At 70.8% G+C, this 16,041-nt stretch carries 19 protein-coding genes and 1 tRNA gene; 4 read left to right on the top strand and 16 right to left on the bottom strand.

Going from position 1 to position 16,041, the window contains the following annotated elements; translation table 11 throughout:
* The first annotated feature begins 5 nt into the window (after nt 1-5).
* The gene (locus AQJ54_RS32065; RefSeq protein WP_248845477.1) at nt 6-1,493 is read left to right on the top strand and encodes an MFS transporter; all 1,488 of its coding nucleotides are present in this window, start codon (nt 6-8) and stop codon (nt 1,491-1,493) included.
* Between the two features lie 128 nt (nt 1,494-1,621).
* Nucleotides 1,622-2,422 carry a TetR/AcrR family transcriptional regulator gene (locus AQJ54_RS32060; RefSeq protein WP_062243146.1) on the top strand — a complete coding sequence of 267 codons (801 nt, stop codon included), beginning with the start codon at nt 1,622-1,624 and terminating at the stop codon, nt 2,420-2,422.
* A 37-nt stretch (nt 2,423-2,459) separates the two neighbouring features.
* Here the strand turns inward: AQJ54_RS32060 and AQJ54_RS32055 are convergent, their stop codons facing one another.
* The 5 genes from AQJ54_RS32055 to AQJ54_RS32035 form a co-directional block, all read right to left on the bottom strand.
* Nucleotides 2,460-2,921: a PPOX class F420-dependent oxidoreductase gene (locus tag AQJ54_RS32055; protein ID WP_030319281.1), complete on the bottom strand. Its 462-nt coding sequence runs from the start codon at nt 2,919-2,921 to the stop codon at nt 2,460-2,462.
* Between the two features lie 4 nt (nt 2,922-2,925).
* Nucleotides 2,926-3,525, bottom strand: a complete 600-nt coding sequence (locus tag AQJ54_RS32050; RefSeq protein WP_062243143.1) for a class I SAM-dependent methyltransferase — start codon at nt 3,523-3,525, stop codon at nt 2,926-2,928.
* A 69-nt stretch (nt 3,526-3,594) separates the two neighbouring features.
* Nucleotides 3,595-4,416 carry a YceI family protein gene (locus AQJ54_RS32045; RefSeq protein ID WP_062243140.1) on the bottom strand — a complete coding sequence of 274 codons (822 nt, stop codon included), beginning with the start codon at nt 4,414-4,416 and terminating at the stop codon, nt 3,595-3,597.
* A 92-nt stretch (nt 4,417-4,508) separates the two neighbouring features.
* On the bottom strand, nt 4,509-6,971 hold the full coding sequence (locus AQJ54_RS32040) for an MFS transporter (protein ID WP_062243732.1): 2,463 nt from the start codon (nt 6,969-6,971) through the stop codon (nt 4,509-4,511).
* An 85-nt stretch (nt 6,972-7,056) separates the two neighbouring features.
* The gene (locus tag AQJ54_RS32035) at nt 7,057-7,563 is read right to left on the bottom strand and encodes a MarR family winged helix-turn-helix transcriptional regulator (protein WP_062243137.1); all 507 of its coding nucleotides are present in this window, start codon (nt 7,561-7,563) and stop codon (nt 7,057-7,059) included.
* Between the two features lie 195 nt (nt 7,564-7,758).
* Between AQJ54_RS32035 and AQJ54_RS32030 the strand changes: the two genes are divergently transcribed.
* Nucleotides 7,759-7,962: a hypothetical protein gene (locus AQJ54_RS32030; protein WP_062243134.1), complete on the top strand. Its 204-nt coding sequence runs from the start codon at nt 7,759-7,761 to the stop codon at nt 7,960-7,962.
* Between the two features lie 6 nt (nt 7,963-7,968).
* Here AQJ54_RS32030 and AQJ54_RS32025 read toward each other — a convergent pair whose 3' ends face one another.
* The 9 genes from AQJ54_RS32025 to AQJ54_RS47455 all read right to left on the bottom strand — a co-directional run bounded on the left by AQJ54_RS32025 (nt 7,969) and on the right by AQJ54_RS47455 (nt 13,493).
* Nucleotides 7,969-8,697, bottom strand: coding sequence for a hypothetical protein (locus AQJ54_RS32025; protein WP_063806474.1), 729 nt, complete (start codon nt 8,695-8,697; stop codon nt 7,969-7,971).
* A gap of 53 nt (nt 8,698-8,750) precedes the next feature.
* Complete coding sequence (locus tag AQJ54_RS32020) at nt 8,751-9,635, bottom strand: RNA polymerase sigma factor SigF (protein ID WP_020134018.1); 885 nt, start codon at nt 9,633-9,635, stop codon at nt 8,751-8,753.
* Between the two features lie 447 nt (nt 9,636-10,082).
* Nucleotides 10,083-10,946 (bottom strand): RNA polymerase sigma factor SigF, encoded by an 864-nt coding sequence (locus AQJ54_RS32015; protein WP_062025466.1) that lies wholly within the window; start codon nt 10,944-10,946, stop codon nt 10,083-10,085.
* 220 nt (nt 10,947-11,166) lie between these two features.
* Complete coding sequence (locus tag AQJ54_RS32010; protein ID WP_062025464.1) at nt 11,167-11,460, bottom strand: Dabb family protein; 294 nt, start codon at nt 11,458-11,460, stop codon at nt 11,167-11,169.
* Nucleotides 11,461-11,479: 19 nt separating this feature from the next.
* On the bottom strand, nt 11,480-11,656 hold the full coding sequence (locus tag AQJ54_RS46220) for a hypothetical protein (RefSeq protein WP_020134015.1): 177 nt from the start codon (nt 11,654-11,656) through the stop codon (nt 11,480-11,482).
* A gap of 114 nt (nt 11,657-11,770) precedes the next feature.
* A tRNA-Ser gene (locus AQJ54_RS32005) sits at nt 11,771-11,855 on the bottom strand.
* Between the two features lie 115 nt (nt 11,856-11,970).
* Nucleotides 11,971-12,396 carry a tRNA adenosine(34) deaminase TadA gene (gene tadA, locus AQJ54_RS32000; protein WP_062243726.1) on the bottom strand — a complete coding sequence of 142 codons (426 nt, stop codon included), beginning with the start codon at nt 12,394-12,396 and terminating at the stop codon, nt 11,971-11,973.
* A gap of 47 nt (nt 12,397-12,443) precedes the next feature.
* Nucleotides 12,444-12,983, bottom strand: coding sequence for a tRNA adenosine deaminase-associated protein (locus AQJ54_RS31995; protein ID WP_062025462.1), 540 nt, complete (start codon nt 12,981-12,983; stop codon nt 12,444-12,446).
* A gap of 336 nt (nt 12,984-13,319) precedes the next feature.
* Complete coding sequence (locus AQJ54_RS47455) at nt 13,320-13,493, bottom strand: DUF4461 domain-containing protein (protein ID WP_141209320.1); 174 nt, start codon at nt 13,491-13,493, stop codon at nt 13,320-13,322.
* Between the two features lie 386 nt (nt 13,494-13,879).
* Here AQJ54_RS47455 and upp point away from each other — a divergent pair, with 386 nt between their 5' ends.
* On the top strand, nt 13,880-14,515 hold the full coding sequence (gene upp / locus AQJ54_RS31985) for a uracil phosphoribosyltransferase (RefSeq protein WP_062026063.1): 636 nt from the start codon (nt 13,880-13,882) through the stop codon (nt 14,513-14,515).
* A gap of 424 nt (nt 14,516-14,939) precedes the next feature.
* On the opposite strand, the gene AQJ54_RS31980 is transcribed toward upp, so the two are convergent.
* Both AQJ54_RS31980 and AQJ54_RS31975 read right to left on the bottom strand, forming a co-directional pair.
* Nucleotides 14,940-15,575 carry a LytR C-terminal domain-containing protein gene (locus AQJ54_RS31980; RefSeq protein ID WP_248845476.1) on the bottom strand — a complete coding sequence of 212 codons (636 nt, stop codon included), beginning with the start codon at nt 15,573-15,575 and terminating at the stop codon, nt 14,940-14,942.
* A gap of 99 nt (nt 15,576-15,674) precedes the next feature.
* Nucleotides 15,675-15,971: a type II toxin-antitoxin system VapB family antitoxin gene (locus AQJ54_RS31975; RefSeq protein WP_003999914.1), complete on the bottom strand. Its 297-nt coding sequence runs from the start codon at nt 15,969-15,971 to the stop codon at nt 15,675-15,677.
* Nucleotides 15,972-16,041: the final 70 nt, after the last annotated feature.

Here is a 16,041-nt window from a genome sequence, read left to right as displayed (position 1 = left end):
ACAACATGACCGCCTCCACCACCGCCCCCGGCACCGTCACTCAGGGCCACCCCCAGCGCTGGCTGATACTCGGCGTCATCTGTCTCGCCCAGCTGACCGTGCTGCTCGACAACACGATCCTGAACGTGGCGATCCCGTCGCTCACCCGCGAACTGGGCGCCGAGACCTCCGACATCCAGTGGATGATCAACGCGTACTCGCTGGTCCAGTCGGGGCTCCTGCTCACCGCGGGCAGTGCCGCCGACCGCTACGGCCGCAAGAAGATGCTGGCCGCCGGCCTGGTCCTGTTCGGTCTGGGCTCACTGGTCGCGGGCCTCGCGGACTCGACCGCCCAACTCATCGCGGCACGGGCCGGGATGGGCGTCGGCGGGGCGCTGCTGATGACCACCACGCTCGCCGTGGCGATGCAGATCTTCGCGCCCGAGGAGCAGCCGAGGGCGATCGGCATCTGGGCGGCCGTGAACTCCCTGGGCTTCGCGACCGGCCCCCTCCTGGGCGGCTTCATGCTGAACCACTTCTGGTGGGGCGCGATCTTCCTGATCAACCTGCCGGTCGCCGCGCTCGCGCTGCTCGCGGTGGTGGCCCTGGTCCCCGAGTCCAAAAACCCGCAGGGCAACCGCCCCGACCTGCTCGGCGCCCTGCTCTCCACGATCGGCATGACCTCCCTGGTGTTCGCGATCATCTCCGGCCCCGAGCACGGCTGGACGTCGGGCCGGGTGCTGACACCGGCGGCCGTCGCGGTCGTGGTCCTCGCCGCGTTCGCGTGGTGGGAGAACCGGATCCCGCACCCCATGCTCGACATGCACTTCTTCCGCGACTGCCGCTTCACCGGCGCGGTGGCGGGCGCGGTGCTGATCACCTTCGGTATGGGCGGCTCGCTGTTCCTGCTCACCCAGCACATGCAGTTCGTCCTCGGTTACGGCCCCCTGGAGGCGGGCCTGCGCACGGCACCGCTCGCCCTGATGATCGTGGCCCTCAACTTCACGGGCCTGGCGGCGAAGTGGTCGGCCCGCCTGGGCACCCCGCTCTCCATCGGGCTCGGCATGGCGGTGATGGCGGCGGGCCTGGCCTCGATCGCCACGCTCACCGACCACGGGTACCCGGGCACGCTGCTGGGGCTGGTGCTGATCGGTGCGGGGGCGGCGGTCGCGAGCCCTGCGATGGCCCACGCCATCATGAGCGCGATTCCGCCGGAGAAGGCCGGCGTGGGCGCGGGGATCAACGGCACGGTGGCGGAGTTCGGGCAGGGGCTGGGCGTCGCGGTGCTGGGCGCGGTGCTGAACTCCCGTTTCGCGGCGGGGATCTCGGTGGCGGCGGTGTCCCTGCCGGGGGCGTTGGCGCAGGCGGGGTCGGGGCCGGAGAGGGCGCGGATCACGGAGGCGTTCGCCTCCGGCCTGGAGAGCAGCCAGCTGGTGGGGGCGGTGGCGGTGTTGCTGGGTGGGGTGGTGGCGGGGGTGTTGCTGCGGCGGGCGGAGCGGGATGGAGTCGCCTGAAGGGGTGGGGGCGATGTTGCGTCGGCGGCTGCGGGTCCGTTGTGGTTTCTCGCGCAGTTCCCCGCGCCCCTTAAGTTGGAAGACACCTGGCGTCTTTGCCAGTCGACGGAGTCCTTGGAAGGTGCGCCATGGCTAACGCAGGCCCAAATGCCTCAGGCCGGACCAGTGTCTGGCTGGAGGGCAAGGTGCGCCGGAGCGGGCGGGGCGGAGGGCAGCCCTCGGGGCTGGACCGGGAGCGGATCACCGAGGCCACCGTACGGCTGCTCGACACGGACGGCCTGGCCAAGTTCTCCATGCGTCGGCTGGCCACCGAGCTGAACGTGACCGCGATGTCCGTCTACTGGTACGTCGACACCAAGGACGACCTGCTCGAACTCGCCCTGGACGCGGCCTTCGGCGGACTGGAGCTCCCGGACCCGGAGACCGAGGAGGAGGACTGGCGGGACCAACTGCGCACGATCGCCCGCGAGTACCGGGGCCTGCTGGTCCGCCACCCCTGGGTCTCCCCGCTGGCCGGCACCTTCCTCAACATCGGCCCCAACTCCCTTGCGCTGTCCCGGATCGTGCACCGGGTCATCCGCAAGTCCGGCCTGCCCGCACACGGCATCACGGGCGCGATCTCGGCCGTCTTCCAGTTCGTCTACGGCTTCGGCACCATCGAGGGCCACTTCATCGCACGCGCCGGCCAGGCAGGCATGACCCAGGACGCCTACTTCCGCCACGCGATGGCCTCGGCGACCCGGTCCCCCGACGCCGCCGAGATCCTCAAGGAGAACGAGGAGATCATGACGGCGAGGGGCGGCGACACGGTGGAGGAGATGCGGGACAGGGACTTCACGTTCGCCTTGGACCTACTCGTGGCAGGCATCGAAACGATGGTGAGGGCAACTCCCCAGGGGCGCGGGGAACTGCGCGACCAGCCACAGTGAAACCGGAACCCGCCAACGAACGAGAAGCCCCGAGATATCAGGCCAACCTGGCCGGGAACCCGCCGGTGGCAACCGGCCCCCACCGCTCCGGCGTGACCCGAATGATCGACTTCCCCTGCCGCACCATCGCCGAACGGTACTCGTCCCAGTCCGGGTGCTCCCCGGAGATGTTCCGGAAGTACTCCACCAGCGGCTCCACGGACTCCGGCGAGTCGATGACCTCCGCGGTCCCGTCGACCTGCACCCACGGCCCGTCCCAGTCGTCGCTCAGCACGACCACGCTCACCCGGGGATCCCGCTTCGCGTTCCGCGTCTTCGCCCGCTCGGGATACGTCGACACGACGATCCGCCCCGAGTCGTCGACCCCACAGGTCAGCGGCGAGGCCTGCGGCGACCCGTCCGCCCGCCGCGTCAGCAGGAGCGCCCGGTGCCGGGGCCGCACGAAGTCCAGCAGCTCGTCCAGGGAGACGGACGTGTTGGTCGCAATGTTCGGTGCCATGGCCTCAGCCTAGTTGGAGCACCACGGCGTGCCAGCGCACGGCGTCCCGGCCGAGCCGGTCGGCGCCCTCGGCCACGGTCCGCAGCAGCCTCAGCCCCGCCGCGGCCCCCTGATCGGCGACCTCCTCGGGCGGGATGTCGAACATCCGCCTGTCCACGGGCGGCTCCCCGCGCCGCAGGGTGATCAGCAGGAGTCCGCCGGGCGCGAGCAGGCCGGCCAGCCGCCGCATCGCGCCGGGCCGTTCCTCCGGCGGCAGGTGCATCCACACCGCGGACAGCAGCACGACGTCGTACGGCCCCCGCACGCCCGGTATCTCCGGCAGCGCGCCCGGCCGCCAGGTCACCCCGCTGCCGGGGTGCAGCCGCTCGGCCACCCGACGCAGCTCCGCCACCGGCTCCACCGCGTCGACCGTGTACCCGCGCCCGGCCAGCGCCGTCGCGTCCCGCCCGGTCCCCGCGCCGACGTCCAGCACCCGCGCGGGCGCCTCCGGCAGCAAGTCCAGCAGCGCCCCGTGCACGTCCTCGAACGAGACGCTCTCGTAGACCTCTCCCAGCCGCTCCGCCGACTCGGCGTAGTACGCCTGCACCCCCGTGCTCCGCTCCATGCCCGAACCGTACGACCCACCACTGACAACGGCCCCGGCCAGCGACCCCCAGCCACCGCCCGGCCGCACTCACCCCTGCGGCAGCGACTCCCCCTGCACCGCCTGCACGTCCAGCTCGACCTTCAGTGTCGTGCCGATCGCCGCGATCCCCGCCTGGACGACCTGGTTGTAGTTCATGGCGAAGTCCTCGCGCCGCAGCTGCGTGGTCGCCTTGAAGGCGGCCCGTGTTCCGCCCCAGGGGTCCGCGCCGGTGCCCAGGTAGGCGAGGTCCAGGTCGACCGGCCGTACGACACCGCGCATCGCCAGCTCGCCCCGCACGGTCCAGCGGTCCGTACCGGCCACCACGAGACCCGTCGACCGGTAGGTGATCTCCGGGTACCGCTCCACGTCCAGGAAGTCCGCCGAGCGCAGGTGGTCGTCCCGCATCGCGTTCCCGGTGTCGATGGAGGCCGCCCGGATGACCGCCTCCACCCGGGACTTGGTCACGTCGTCCGGGGCGACCTCGATCGCCGCGGTGAAGTCGGTGAAGCGGCCGTGGACGCTGGAGATGCCCAGGTGCTGGGCGACCGCGCCCACGCTGGAGTGGGCCGGGTCCACGGTCCAGGGGCCGGGCGGCGGCAGTTCCGCGCCGCCGACCCGGGCCAGCGTGACCGTGCCGACCTCGGCCCGCCCGCTCGCGGTGACGATCGCGCTGGAGGCGGTGGGCGCGTACCCGACGGCCGTGACGATGACGGTGTACGGCCCCGGCTCCAGCGGGGTCCCGTCCCGAACCGCCCCCTCCGCGTCCGCCTCCGCGCGCAGCACCTGCGTGCCGGTCATGTCGGTCACCGTGACGACCGCGTGCGACACGGCCCATCCGTCACGGGTTCGGATCCTCGCGGTCACTGGCATGTCTGAGAACTCCTCGAAAGAGACCGGCCCGTGGCGGGCGCGCGCCTCCGCTCGGAGCGCGCGTCCCCCGCCACAGGCCGGAGTGGGTGGAACTACTCGCCGGGGTGGGCAAGTTCGATGTCGTGTCCGTCGACCGCGGGGCCGTTCACCGTCAGGGCCGTGGCCTGCGGCGGGTAGCCCGTGGCGATGACCGTGTACTCGCCGCCGTCCAGGTCGGTGAAGGCGTACGCCCCGTCCGTCCCGGTGGTGGCGGTGCCGACCACGTTGCCGGCGGCGTCCACGAGGGTGACCCGGGCGTCGGCCAGCGGGCCGTGCGGGGCCCGGACGACACCCTGGAGGCGGGCGCCCGAGTCCAGGTCCACCTCGATGCGGGTGACTCCGGTGCCGCCGACCTCGACGGGCAGCGCGCGCGGCCGGAACCCGGCGGCGTTGACCGCGACGGTCACGGCACCCGGCACCAGCTCGCCGAAGGCGAACTCGCCCTGCTCACCGGTGGTCCCGGTGGCCAGCAGGTCGCCGCGCACATCGGTGACGATCACCATGGCGTCCTTGACCGGCTCCCCGTTCGCCGCGGCCCGCACGAGCCCGTTCAGCCCGCTGGTGCCGCTGAGGAGGATGTCGTAGGCGACCGGCTCGCCGCCCACCAGGACGGTGGACGCCTGCGGCTGGAAGCCGTCCGCGGAGGCGATCAGGACGTACGACCCGACGCCGGGCGCGTCGACCGCGTAGGACCCGTCGGCCTGGGCGACCGAGCGGCCCAGCTGCTGTCCCGCCAGCGAGATCAGCGTGACCGCGGCCCGCGGGACCGGGATGCCCTCGTTGCCGCGCACGAAGCCGCGGACCGGGACGGAGCCGGGGCCCTCACCGGAGGCCTCCGGACGGGCCAGGGTGGCCACGGCGGACAGCCGCTGGGTGCCCTCGGGGGCGGTTTCGGTGTCCGAGGAGACGGTCTCGGTGGCTGCCCAGCTCGGGGTGTGCTCGGCGGCGGTCTCCCCGGGAGCCTCGGAGGGCTCCGCAGCGGGGGCCTCCGCCGCGGCGGCCTGCGCCAGCGCGCCCTTGGTCCGCAGCGGGACCTCCTTGATGAACAGGGTGATCAGGAAGGCGACGGCCGCGAGGGCGCCGGCGATCAGGAACACGTCGGCGATGCCGTGGCCGTAGGAGCTCTCCATGAGCGTGCGCACCGGCGCGGGCAGCTTGGCCAGGTCCGGGATGCTGTCGGTGGAGGAGCTCGAACCGGCCAGGGCGGCCCGGTACTTCGGGTCGAGGGCGGCGACGCCGTCCGAGACGTAGTGGGTGATCCGGTGGGACATGACCGCGCCCAGCGCCGAGACGCCGACCGCACCGCCCAGGGACCGGAAGAAGGTGACCGTGGAGCTGGCCGCGCCGAGATCGGACGGTTCGACCTGGTTCTGGGTGCAGAGCACCAGGTTCTGCATCATCATGCCGATGCCGAGACCCAGCAGGGCCATGAAGATCGACATCTTCCAGTAGGCCGTGTCGTACCGGATGGTCCCCAGCAGGCCGAGGCCGGCCGTCACGAGGACGCCACCGCTGACCAGCCATGCCTTCCAGCGGCCGGTGCGGGTGATGAACTGCCCGGAGACGGTCGAGGAGACGAACAGTCCGCCGATCATCGGGATGGTCATGACGCCGGACATCGTCGGGGACTTGTCGCGGGCCAGCTGGAAGTACTGGCTGAAGAAGACCGTGCCGGTGAACATCGCGACACCGACGAACAGCGAGGCCAGCGAGGCGAGGGTGATCGTGCGGTTCTTGAACAGCCGCAGCGGGATGATCGGCTCGCTCGCCTTGGACTCGATCAGCACGAACAGCAGGCCGAGGACGATCGAGCCGCCGACCATCGTGTACGTCTGCCACGACAGCCAGTCGTACTTGTCACCGGCGAAGGTGACCCAGACCAGCAGCAGCGAGACGGCGGCGGCGATGGCGGTGGCGCCGCCCCAGTCGACCTTGACCTCCCGCTTGACCACGGGCAGGTGCAGGGTCTTCTGGAGCACGATCAGGGCGACGACGGCGAACGGGACGCCGACGTAGAAGCACCAACGCCAGCCCAGCCACGAGGTGTCGGTGATGACACCGCCGAGCAGCGGGCCGCCGACGGTGGCGACGGCGAAGGTCGCGCCGAGGTAGCCGGAGTAACGGCCGCGCTCACGCGGGGAGATCATCGCGGCCATGACGATCTGCGCGAGGGCGGACAGGCCGCCGACGCCGATGCCCTGGACGACGCGGCAGGCGATCAGCATGCCGGCGTTCTGCGACAGACCCGCGGCCGCGGAGCCCAGCACGTAGATGACGAGCGCTATCTGGACGAGCGCCTTCTTGCTGTACAGGTCGGCGAGCTTGCCCCACAGGGGGGTGGCCGCGGTCATCGACAGCAGGGCCGCGGTGACGACCCAGGTGTAGGCGGACTGGCCGCCGCCGAGGTCGCTGATGATGTGCGGGAGCGCGTTGGTGACGATCGTGGACGACAGGATCGCCACGAACATGCCGAGCAGCAGGCCGGAGATGGCTTCCATGATCTGCCGGTGCGTCATGGGGCCGTGCTCGCCGGAGCCTCCTCCGTGCTTGGCGTGTGCCCGCACACCGGCTGGTGTGGTCGTTGCCATGGGCTTCCTTCTCTTACGTGGTGATCGCGGGTGTACGGGTGGTCTGTTCGAGTACGGGGGGTGCGGGCGGCCGGGGTTCGGGGCCGTGCGCGCGGGTGTCGTCGAAGCTGGCGCGCAGCCGTGCCATCAGGGCGGTCAGCTGGGCCACCTCCTCGTCGCTCCAGTCGCCGAGCCGCTCGGAGAGCATCAGGCAGGTGCGCCGCGACAGCTGGTCCAGGAGCGCCTGGCCGGCCGGGGTCAGCCCGAGGATGCGCGAGCGGCGGTCCGCCGGGTCGGGGGAGCGCTCGATCCAGCCGCGTTCGACCACGTGGGCCACATGGCGGCTGGTCACGGACATGTCCACGGCGAGCAGCTCGGAGAGCCTGCTCATGCGCATGTCTCCGTAGCGCCCGAGCAGGGTCAGCACGGCGGCGGAACCGGCGGGGCAGTCGGACGGCATCATCCGCCCCATCTCCCGCTTCACGGCTCCGAAGGCGCTGAACTGGCGGATCAGCTCCTCGTATCGCGCCTGCTCGGCCATCACACCTCCCGTATTCGTTGCTTCGGGCAACCATAGGCTTGCTTGGTTGCTACAGGCAAATAAAACGGGGTGAGTGCGGCATAAAAACTTGGCAAAGGCAAGTATTGCGAACGTAAACCGGCACGTGAGACCCCCTGATGCCCCGGTCGGCCCCGCACTTGGGCCCCATCGCCGGATTCGCTAGGGTCTCTGGGCATGGCTGACAACCAGGGCCCCCAGGGCAACTACGACCCCGCCGGCAGCACTCAGATGTTCCGTGCCTTCGTCGACGAGGCTCCCCAGGGCGGACGGCAGCAGGCCGCGCCCGCCGCCTCCGCAGGACCCCGCGTGGGCCTGATCATCGGCGTGATCGTCGCCGTCGCGATCGTGGCGGCGGTGGCCTGGCTGGCGCTGAAGTAAGAGGAACTAACCCCACCGGACGGTGACGTCCCGCGTCTCCACCCGCATGCCCAACGGCACGCGCCACGCGTCGACGCACACCGTCCAGGTCTTCTCCCGTCGCGCGCCGGCATCGATCGGCACCGGGAGTCCCACCGTGGACTCCACGGTCGCCCAGTCGATGCCGAGCGCGCCGATGACGTGTGTCCCGAAGGTGACGGCCCCCGAAGTCACCGGCGAGCCACCGGTGTTGCGGAAGTCCAGGGTGATGTCCTCGCACCAGCGCCGGTCGGTGGCCTCCCGGACCGGCTCCGACCAGACGAGGGCCGCGGGTTCCGGGGTCCCCGCCGCGGAGGGGGAAGCCGAGGGGCTACGGCCGTCCCCGGGGCCCTCGGTGGGCCGCGCGGGTGCGTCCGCGGTAGGGCCGACGTCGGGGGCCGTACCCGCCCGCGTGGTGCCGACCGCCGTCGATCCCGCCGAAGTGCCGTGCGGGGTGGCCGGGTTCGCCGACGCCGGGCTTCCGGCCGGACGGGACGCGGTTCCCTGGAGTGGCACCAGGGTCACGTCGCCGGTCGGCATGACGGCCGTATCGGATGAAACCGTGGGGCCGCCCGCCGCGCCCGTGGCGACGTAGCCCTCACCGTCGCCTCCGCCGCACGAGGCCAGAACAGCGCCCAGACAGACGACGGCCGCCGACGCGCCGAGCAGGGCGCACCGACGGCCATGTGTCCAGGTCGTCCGTGGTGAACGAGGCATCGCGCCATGGTGGCTGACGCCCCGTCGGATGGGAACCCTCGCGCAGGGTCGGATCAGTCGGAGATGAGACCCTCGCGCAGCTGGGCCAGCGTGCGGGTGAGCAGCCGGGAGACGTGCATCTGCGAGATGCCGACCTCCTCGCCGATCTGCGACTGGGTCATGTTGGCGAAGAAGCGGAGCATGATGATCTGCCGCTCACGGGGCGGCAGCTTCGCCAGCAGGGGCTTGAGGGACTCGCGGTACTCCACGCCCTCCAGCGCGGTGTCCTCGTAGCCGAGGCGGTCCGCGAGGGAGCCCTCGCCGCCGTCGTCCTCCGGGGCCGGGGAGTCCAGCGAGGAGGCGGTGTAGGCGTTGCCCACCGCGAGGCCGTCGACGACGTCCTCCTCGGACACGCCGAGCACCGAGGCGAGTTCGGCGACCGTCGGGGAGCGGTCCAGCTTCTGGGAGAGCTCGTCGCTGGCCTTGGTGAGGGCCAGGCGCAGCTCCTGGAGGCGGCGCGGGACGCGGACCGACCACGAGGTGTCGCGGAAGAACCGCTTGATCTCGCCCACGACCGTCGGCATCGCGAACGTCGGGAACTCCACGCCCCGTTCGCAGTCGAAGCGGTCGATCGCCTTGATCAGGCCGATGGTGCCGACCTGGACGATGTCCTCCATCGGCTCGTTGCGCGAGCGGAAGCGGGCCGCCGCGTAGCGCACCAGCGGGAGGTTGAGCTCGATGAGGGTGTCCCGGACGTATGCACGCTCGGGGCTGTTCTCGTCGAGTGCGGCGAGCCGCAGGAAGAGGGAGCGGGACAGGGTGCGGGTGTCGATGGCTCCGGACGCGGCCGGCAGCGCCGGGGTCGGGGCGGCCTCGACAGCCGGGACGTCGATGAGCGCGGGCGCAGCCTCGCTCTTCGTGAGCGTGAGCACCTTCGAGCTGCCCTGGTCTGCGGACATGCCACCCCCTTTGGGTCGCGGGACGGTACGGCGAACGCTTCGTCGAGGAACGTCAGCCTTCACCTGAATACCGGAGCCGAAGCCCCGGCAAACGCGCTTCCGGAAGAATGTCACATGTCGGCAACACGCTGTAGTGACATGTCGACACGTGAGACGCGAATCCGCCCTGGATAAAGGGGGTCTGACGGTATTTCGGCACAGAAGGGTCGGGAACGGTGCCGGTGAGCGATTCGCTCGCGCCGGTTACGCCTCGACAGTGCTTGCGAACTGCGGTGATACGGGTGTGCGACCGTGCGCCCCTTATGCATCCGCCATGCGCCCACAGCTATGGGTCCGCGGCTGCGTTCCGACGGCTATGCGCCCACGCCTCTATGCGTCGGCCTCTATGCGTCGGTCCTCTATGCGGCGTCGGCCTCTATGCGTCGGCCCTCTATGCGGCGTCGGCCTCTAAGCGTCGATGCGATTGGCGGACCGCAGCCGTTGAAAGCTACGCGCGAGTAGCCTCGAAACGTGCATCTGCGAGACGCCGAGTTCCGCGCTGATTTGCGACTGGGTGAGGTTGCTGTAGTAGCGCAGCAGAAGGATTCTCTGTTCGCGCTCGGGGAGTTGCACCAGGAGGTGCCGGACCAGGTCGCGGTGCTCCACGCCGTCCAGCGCCGGGTCCTCGTAGCCGAGCCGGTCCAGCAGGCCCGGCAGTCCGTCGCCCTCCTGCGCCGCCTCCAGGGAGGTGGCGTGGTACGACCGGCCGGCCTCGATGCAGGACAGCACCTCGTCCTCGCCGATGCGCAGCCGCTCGGCGATCTCGGCGGTCGTGGGCATGCGCCCGAAGGCGGTGGTCAGGTCCTCGGTGGCGCTGTTGACCTGCACCCACAGCTCGTGCAGCCGGCGCGGGACGTGGACCGTGCGGACGTTGTCGCGGAAGTACCGCTTGATCTCGCCGACGACGGTCGGCATCGCGAAGGTGGGGAACTGCACGCCCCGCTCCGGGTCGAAGCGGTCGATGGCGTTGATCAGCCCGATGGTGCCGACCTGGATCACGTCCTCCATCGGCTCGTTGCGCGAGCGGAAGCGGGCGGCCGCGTAGCGCACGAGCGGGAGGTTGGCCTCGATGAGCGCCGCCCGCACCCGGGTGTGCTCCGGCGTGCCCGGCTGGAGCCCCTTCAACTGGCCGAAGAGCACCTGGGTGAGCGCCCGTGTGTCGGCGCCGCGGCTGCGGGGGGCCGCCTCCTGGGGAGGGGCCGCCTCCTGGGGAGGCGCGGTACTGGCCGACACGGTCAACGCCACCTCTTCGTTGGTCAACTCATCCGTCAAAAGCGGTCATAGCATCACAAGACATGTGCACTGTGTGCAAGCACCGCATAACGTTGGGTTACGCCGTGTTGAGAGGCAGGTAAGAACGAGTTGGGGATCGGGACGCGGAAAAGCCTCCCGTCGTTCCCGGCGGGAGGCTTCTGCGTGCGCGAGCCCGGCGTGGGCTCGGCGCCGGCTCGGTAGGGGCGGGCTCGGTAGGTGCGGCTCGGTACGTGCGGGCTCAGTAGGTGTAGTCCGCGACCACCCAGGTCGCGAACTCCTTCCACAGCGCCACGCCCGCCTGGTGCTCCGGGTGCTCGGCGTAGGTGCGCAGCGCCGCCGCGTCCTCGAAGCCGGAGTTGATCGCGAAGTCGTAGGCGATGGGGCGGTCGCTGACGTTCCAGCCCAGCTCCCAGAAGCGGATCTCGGGGATCTTGCCGTCGAGGGCGCGGAACGCCTCCTCGCCGGCGACGACCCGGGGATCGTCGCGCTCGACACCCTCGTTGAGCTTGAACAGGACGAGATGGCGGATCATGGGCGCTCCCTCGGTTCGGTCAGTGCGCCCCGTCGGCCAGCCAGGTGAAGAAGTCGCCCACGGCCTTGGCGGCGTCCGATATGCCCTCGAACCCTATCTGCACGTAGTCGGCGGCCTTGGCCGGGTCGGTGATGATCACGTACAGGACGAAGACCACGACCAGATAGACGGCGATCTTCTTACCGTTCACCGCCATCGCGGCCTCCCCCGCTTCTGCTGTTGCTCATGGTGTTGCTTATGGGGCGCGAGTGTAACCGGGGTGATCAGTACGCATGAAGGGCCCCGTCTTTACGACGGGGCCCTTCTGAAGCGGTAGCGGAGGGATTTGAACCCTCGGTGACTTGCGCCACACTCGCTTTCGAGGCGAGCTCCTTCGGCCGCTCGGACACGCTACCGAGGGAGACCTTACAGCAAGGTGGGGCGTGGTTTGAAATCGGTATCCGGCGCCCCGGTGGCGGTCTTGGCGTCGTCCCGTCAGCGGTCCCTTCAGCGGTCCCTTCAGCGGTCCCTTCAGCGGTTCCGGAAGAACTCCGTGAGGAGGCGGGCGCATTCGTCGGCGAGGACTCCCTCGATGACCTCCGGGCGGTGGTTGAGGCGCCGGTCGCGGACGACGTCCCAGAGGGAGCCGGCCGCGCCCGCCTTCTCGTCGCGGGCGCCGTAGACCACCCGGTCCACCCGGGACTGCACGATCGCGCCCGCGCACATCGTGCAGGGCTCCAGAGTGACGACGAGCGTGCAGCCGGTCAGCCGCCACTCACCGAGCTCCGCCGCCGCCAGCCTGATCGCGAGGATCTCCGCGTGCGCGGTCGGATCACCGCCCGCCTCGCGTTCGTTGTGGGCGGCGGCGAGCACCGTCGTACCGTCCGGGGACAGTACGACGGCACCCACCGGCACGTCCGTGCCCGCCTTGCCGGCCTCGTCCAGGGCGAGCCGCATCGCGGCCCGCCAGCGGTCGCGCACCGGGTCCGGCGCGGTGGCTCCGGTCAGCGGACGGTCTCCAGGACCTCCGAGGCGCCCAGGGCCTCGGCGATCTCGGTGACCGCGTCCTCCGACAGGGACTTCAGCTCCTTCTCACTGACGCCCAGGTCGTCGAGGACCGTGGCGTCACCGACCGGACCGTGCGGCACGGCCTCGGCGGAGCCGCCGCCGCTCGTGGTGTCGTCGTCCTCGTCCTCGTCGTCCTCACCGTCCTCGGTGCCGTCGAGATCGAGGGCGTCCAGGTCGGGGTCGTCGTCGCCGGGCTCCCTTCCGAGCAGTTCGTCGGTGAGCAGGATCTCGCCGTACGAGCTGCGGGCGGCGGCTGCCGCGTCCGAGACGTAGATACGGGGGTCTTCCTCACCGTCGATACGGACGACGCCGAACCAGGCGTCCTCCTGCTCGATGAGGACGAGCACCGTGTCGTCCTCGGCCGAGGCTTCCCGGGCGAGGTCGGCCAGATCCGACAGGGTCTCCACATCGTCCAGCTCTGTGTCGCTCGCTTCCCACCCGTCTTCGGTGCGCGCGAGCAGTGCGGCGAAGTACACCGTGACTCTCCCACTGGTCATAGGCGTGCCGGTTGGGGGTCCCCCCGGCGGAGGTTACGGGCGGGGAGAGCTCGGGCTCCGAGCCCCACCCACTCGGAATCGTGGCAGAAACAAGGCGTTCAGGGGACGTCTTCGGCACCCTGTGTCCGGTGGTTTTGATCGCACGCGCGTCGGCACGTCGATGTCGGACTCACCAGCGCACTCGTCGCCGCCACGAGCGGGATCGTACGCGGCTTTTCCAAACGCCTTCGCACGGGCACCTGTTCAGCGCACCGGGAGGGCGTCGGCGGCCGGGTTTCGGAGTCTGCGTCGGCGTCCCGGGGCGCGAGCGGTTCCTTACCAGCGGAATGTCCGCATGCGCATCGCGTGCCGCAGACGGGCGACCTTCGCGCGGCGTGGCTGGACCCGGTCGCGCAGTTCGCGGGCCTCGGCGAGGTCGCGCAGGAACTGGGCGCGGCGGCGGCGGCGCTCGGCGTCGGTCTCGTGGGGGTTGCGGGGGGCGCGGAGGATCTGGGTGCCGGGGAGATCCTGGGTGCCGGGGGCCGTCCCTTGGGGGTCAGGTGGTTCTTGGGTGCGGTGGTTGTTCTGGGTGCGGTGGTTGTTCTGGGCGCCGCGGACGTCCTGGGCGCCGCGGACGTCCTGGGCGTCGTGTGAGGGCGCGTCTCGGGGCTTCCCGGGGGTTTCCGCGTCCCGGGGGCCATCGGGGTTGCCCGCGTTTCGCGTCCGTCGCGGTTTCTGCCGTGACAGTTTCTGGCGTGACGGCTTCCGTCCGGATTCGCGCTCCGGCAGGTCAGGCATAGGCTCACCACCCTGTTGTCCGTCTCTCCCACCTTCCCTCGGACGGGGGGTTTGACGCCAGCGCGAGTGCGGCGGTGGTGCCGGTTACTGTTGTGGACATGCGCCTCCACGTCGTCGACCACCCCCTGGTCGCCCACAAGCTCACCACCCTGCGCGACCAGCGCACCGACTCCGCGACCTTCCGCCGTCTCGCCGACGAGCTGGTCACCCTGCTCGCCTACGAGGCCACGCGTGACGTGCGCACCGAGGCGGTCGACATCAAGACGCCGGTCGCCGAGACGACCGGCGTGAAGCTGTCGTATCCGCGACCGCTGGTGGTGCCGATCCTGCGGGCCGGGCTCGGCATGCTGGACGGCATGGTCCGGCTGCTGCCGACCGCGGAGGTCGGTTTCCTCGGCATGATCCGCAACGAGGAGACCCTCCAGGCCACGACGTACGCTGCGCGGATGCCGGAGGACCTCTCGGGCCGGCAGGTCTATGTCCTCGACCCGATGCTGGCCACGGGCGGCACGCTGGTCGCGGCGATTCGTGAGCTGATCAAGCGTGGTGCGGACGATGTGACCGCGGTGGTGCTGCTGGCCGCGCCGGAGGGCGTGGAGATCATGGAACGCGAGCTGGCGGGGACGCCGGTGACGGTCGTGACGGCGGCGGTCGACGATCATCTGAACGAGCAGGGGTACATCGTGCCGGGGCTGGGGGATGCGGGGGATCGGTTGTACGGGGCTGCGGAGTAGCGGCGGTCTGGTTGTCGGGTCGGGGCGGGTCGTCTGCGGGTTCGGTGGGGGCGGGCGTTTTGCGCAGTTCCCCGCGCCCCTGAATGCCTGCGGCGGCCCCTTGCGGTCCGGTGGGGGCGTGCGTAGCGCGTGCGGTTCGGTTTGGGGTCGGTGCCGGGGTGGGGGTATCCGTCCTCGGTCCGGCGGCTCGGTCCCTCGATCAGGTGCCCGGTTCCGGACGCCGGCCGCTGCGGGCGGACACCCCCCACCCCGTCCCCTGCCCGCCGTACGCGGCCAACGGTCCGGGAGGGCGGGCGCGCGCGGCTAACGGTTCCGTCGTGGCGCAGGTGGACTGCAACCCCTCAGGGGCGCGGGGAACTGCGCGACCAGCCCCCACCGGGCCGCACTCGCCGAACAACCGAACCCGGCACCCCCGTAGGCGGCCTCAGCAGCTCCTCTTCGACGACGTCGCCGCCGGCTGCGGATGAGTCAGCGCGGTCAACGCCTTGTCCGCCGCCGCCTTGCTGTTCAGGTTCTTGAACGCCGAGCCGATGATCAGGTCGACCTCGGCCCCCTTACGCGTATCCGTTCGCGTCTCCGCCGCAGCGACCTGCGTGCCGAGGACCGGCAAGGACGTCTTCAGCGCCGACGCCGGACCGAGCAGCAGCCCCGTGCCCTTGACCTTCTTGTCATAGGTGGCCGTCGCATTGCCCACGTCGCCGATCCGGAAGCCCCGCTTCTTCAGCTCGTCCGCCGTCTTCTTGGCAAGGCCACCCCGCTTGGTGGCGTTGAAGACGTTGACGGTGATCTGGCTCGGCTTGGGGAGCGCCGGCGCGGAGGGCGAGGGGCTGACCTTGCTCGCGCAGTCGGCCTTCGGGCCCGCCGCGGACGCCTTGTCCCCGCCGCCCGTGAACACGTCGATGAGCTGGAGCGTGCCCCAGCCGACCAGGCTCAGCGCGGCGACGGAGGCCACCACGCCGAACACGAGCCTGCCGCGCCGCCGGGGCCGACGCATCCGGGGGTACTTGTCTCCCGTGATCCGGTACTTACCGCCCATGCCGGGGGGCGTCAGCATGCTCATGGGCGCAGCGTAGTGCGCCCGGGCGGCGATTCCTACTAGATGATCATTGACCGCGGCGCAGGAGAACCCGAAAGGGCCAAACCTTTACAGCGCGGTCACTCAGTCCAGCTCGAGCACACGCGCGTGCAGCACCTGTCGCTGCTGGAGCGCCGCCCGCACCGCGCGGTGGAGCCCGTCCTCGAGGTAGAGGTCGCCCTGCCACTTCACGACGTGCGCGAACAGGTCGCCGTAGAACGTCGAGTCCTCGGCGAGCAGGGTCTCCAGGTCGAGCTGGCCCTTGGTCGTCACGAGCTGATCGAGGCGGACCGGGCGCGGTGCGACGTCCGCCCACTGCCGGGTGCTTTCCCGGCCGTGGTCGGGGTACGGCCGGCCGTTTCCGATGCGCTTGAAGATCACACGGAAAGCCTACCGGTCAAGACCTTCCGGGCGCAGCCATGGCGGGCGAGTGCGACGCTTGAAAAAATGC

This window comes from Streptomyces griseorubiginosus, from assembly GCF_001514195.1.
Taxonomy (GTDB): Bacteria; Actinomycetota; Actinomycetes; order Streptomycetales; family Streptomycetaceae; genus Streptomyces; species Streptomyces griseorubiginosus.
Note: the sequence above shows the minus strand (reverse complement) of the source record. Positions and strands in the feature narration are given on the sequence as shown.

Excerpts from the sequence above, each read along its gene's own strand:
- AQJ54_RS32035 (WP_062243137.1), bottom strand. The coding sequence starts at position 7,563 with ATGGCCGAGCAGGCGCGATACGAGGAGCTGATCCGCCAGTTCAGCGCC.
- AQJ54_RS32020 (WP_020134018.1), bottom strand. The coding sequence starts at position 9,635 with ATGTCCGCAGACCAGGGCAGCTCGAAGGTGCTCACGCTCACGAAGAGC.
- AQJ54_RS32040 (WP_062243732.1), bottom strand. The coding sequence starts at position 6,971 with ATGACGCACCGGCAGATCATGGAAGCCATCTCCGGCCTGCTGCTCGGC.
- tadA (WP_062243726.1), bottom strand. The coding sequence starts at position 12,396 with ATGCGGCTCGCCCTGGACGAGGCCGGCAAGGCGGGCACGGACGTGCCG.
- AQJ54_RS32055 (WP_030319281.1), bottom strand. The coding sequence starts at position 2,921 with ATGGCACCGAACATTGCGACCAACACGTCCGTCTCCCTGGACGAGCTG.
- AQJ54_RS32065 (WP_248845477.1), top strand. The coding sequence starts at position 6 with ATGACCGCCTCCACCACCGCCCCCGGCACCGTCACTCAGGGCCACCCC.
- AQJ54_RS31980 (WP_248845476.1), bottom strand. The coding sequence starts at position 15,575 with ATGAGCATGCTGACGCCCCCCGGCATGGGCGGTAAGTACCGGATCACG.
- AQJ54_RS32025 (WP_063806474.1), bottom strand. The coding sequence starts at position 8,697 with ATGCCTCGTTCACCACGGACGACCTGGACACATGGCCGTCGGTGCGCC.
- AQJ54_RS32060 (WP_062243146.1), top strand. The coding sequence starts at position 1,622 with ATGGCTAACGCAGGCCCAAATGCCTCAGGCCGGACCAGTGTCTGGCTG.
- upp (WP_062026063.1), top strand. The coding sequence starts at position 13,880 with ATGCGCCTCCACGTCGTCGACCACCCCCTGGTCGCCCACAAGCTCACC.
- AQJ54_RS32050 (WP_062243143.1), bottom strand. The coding sequence starts at position 3,525 with ATGGAGCGGAGCACGGGGGTGCAGGCGTACTACGCCGAGTCGGCGGAG.
- AQJ54_RS32030 (WP_062243134.1), top strand. The coding sequence starts at position 7,759 with ATGGCTGACAACCAGGGCCCCCAGGGCAACTACGACCCCGCCGGCAGC.
- AQJ54_RS46220 (WP_020134015.1), bottom strand. The coding sequence starts at position 11,656 with ATGGCGGTGAACGGTAAGAAGATCGCCGTCTATCTGGTCGTGGTCTTC.
- AQJ54_RS32010 (WP_062025464.1), bottom strand. The coding sequence starts at position 11,460 with ATGATCCGCCATCTCGTCCTGTTCAAGCTCAACGAGGGTGTCGAGCGC.
- AQJ54_RS32045 (WP_062243140.1), bottom strand. The coding sequence starts at position 4,416 with ATGCCAGTGACCGCGAGGATCCGAACCCGTGACGGATGGGCCGTGTCG.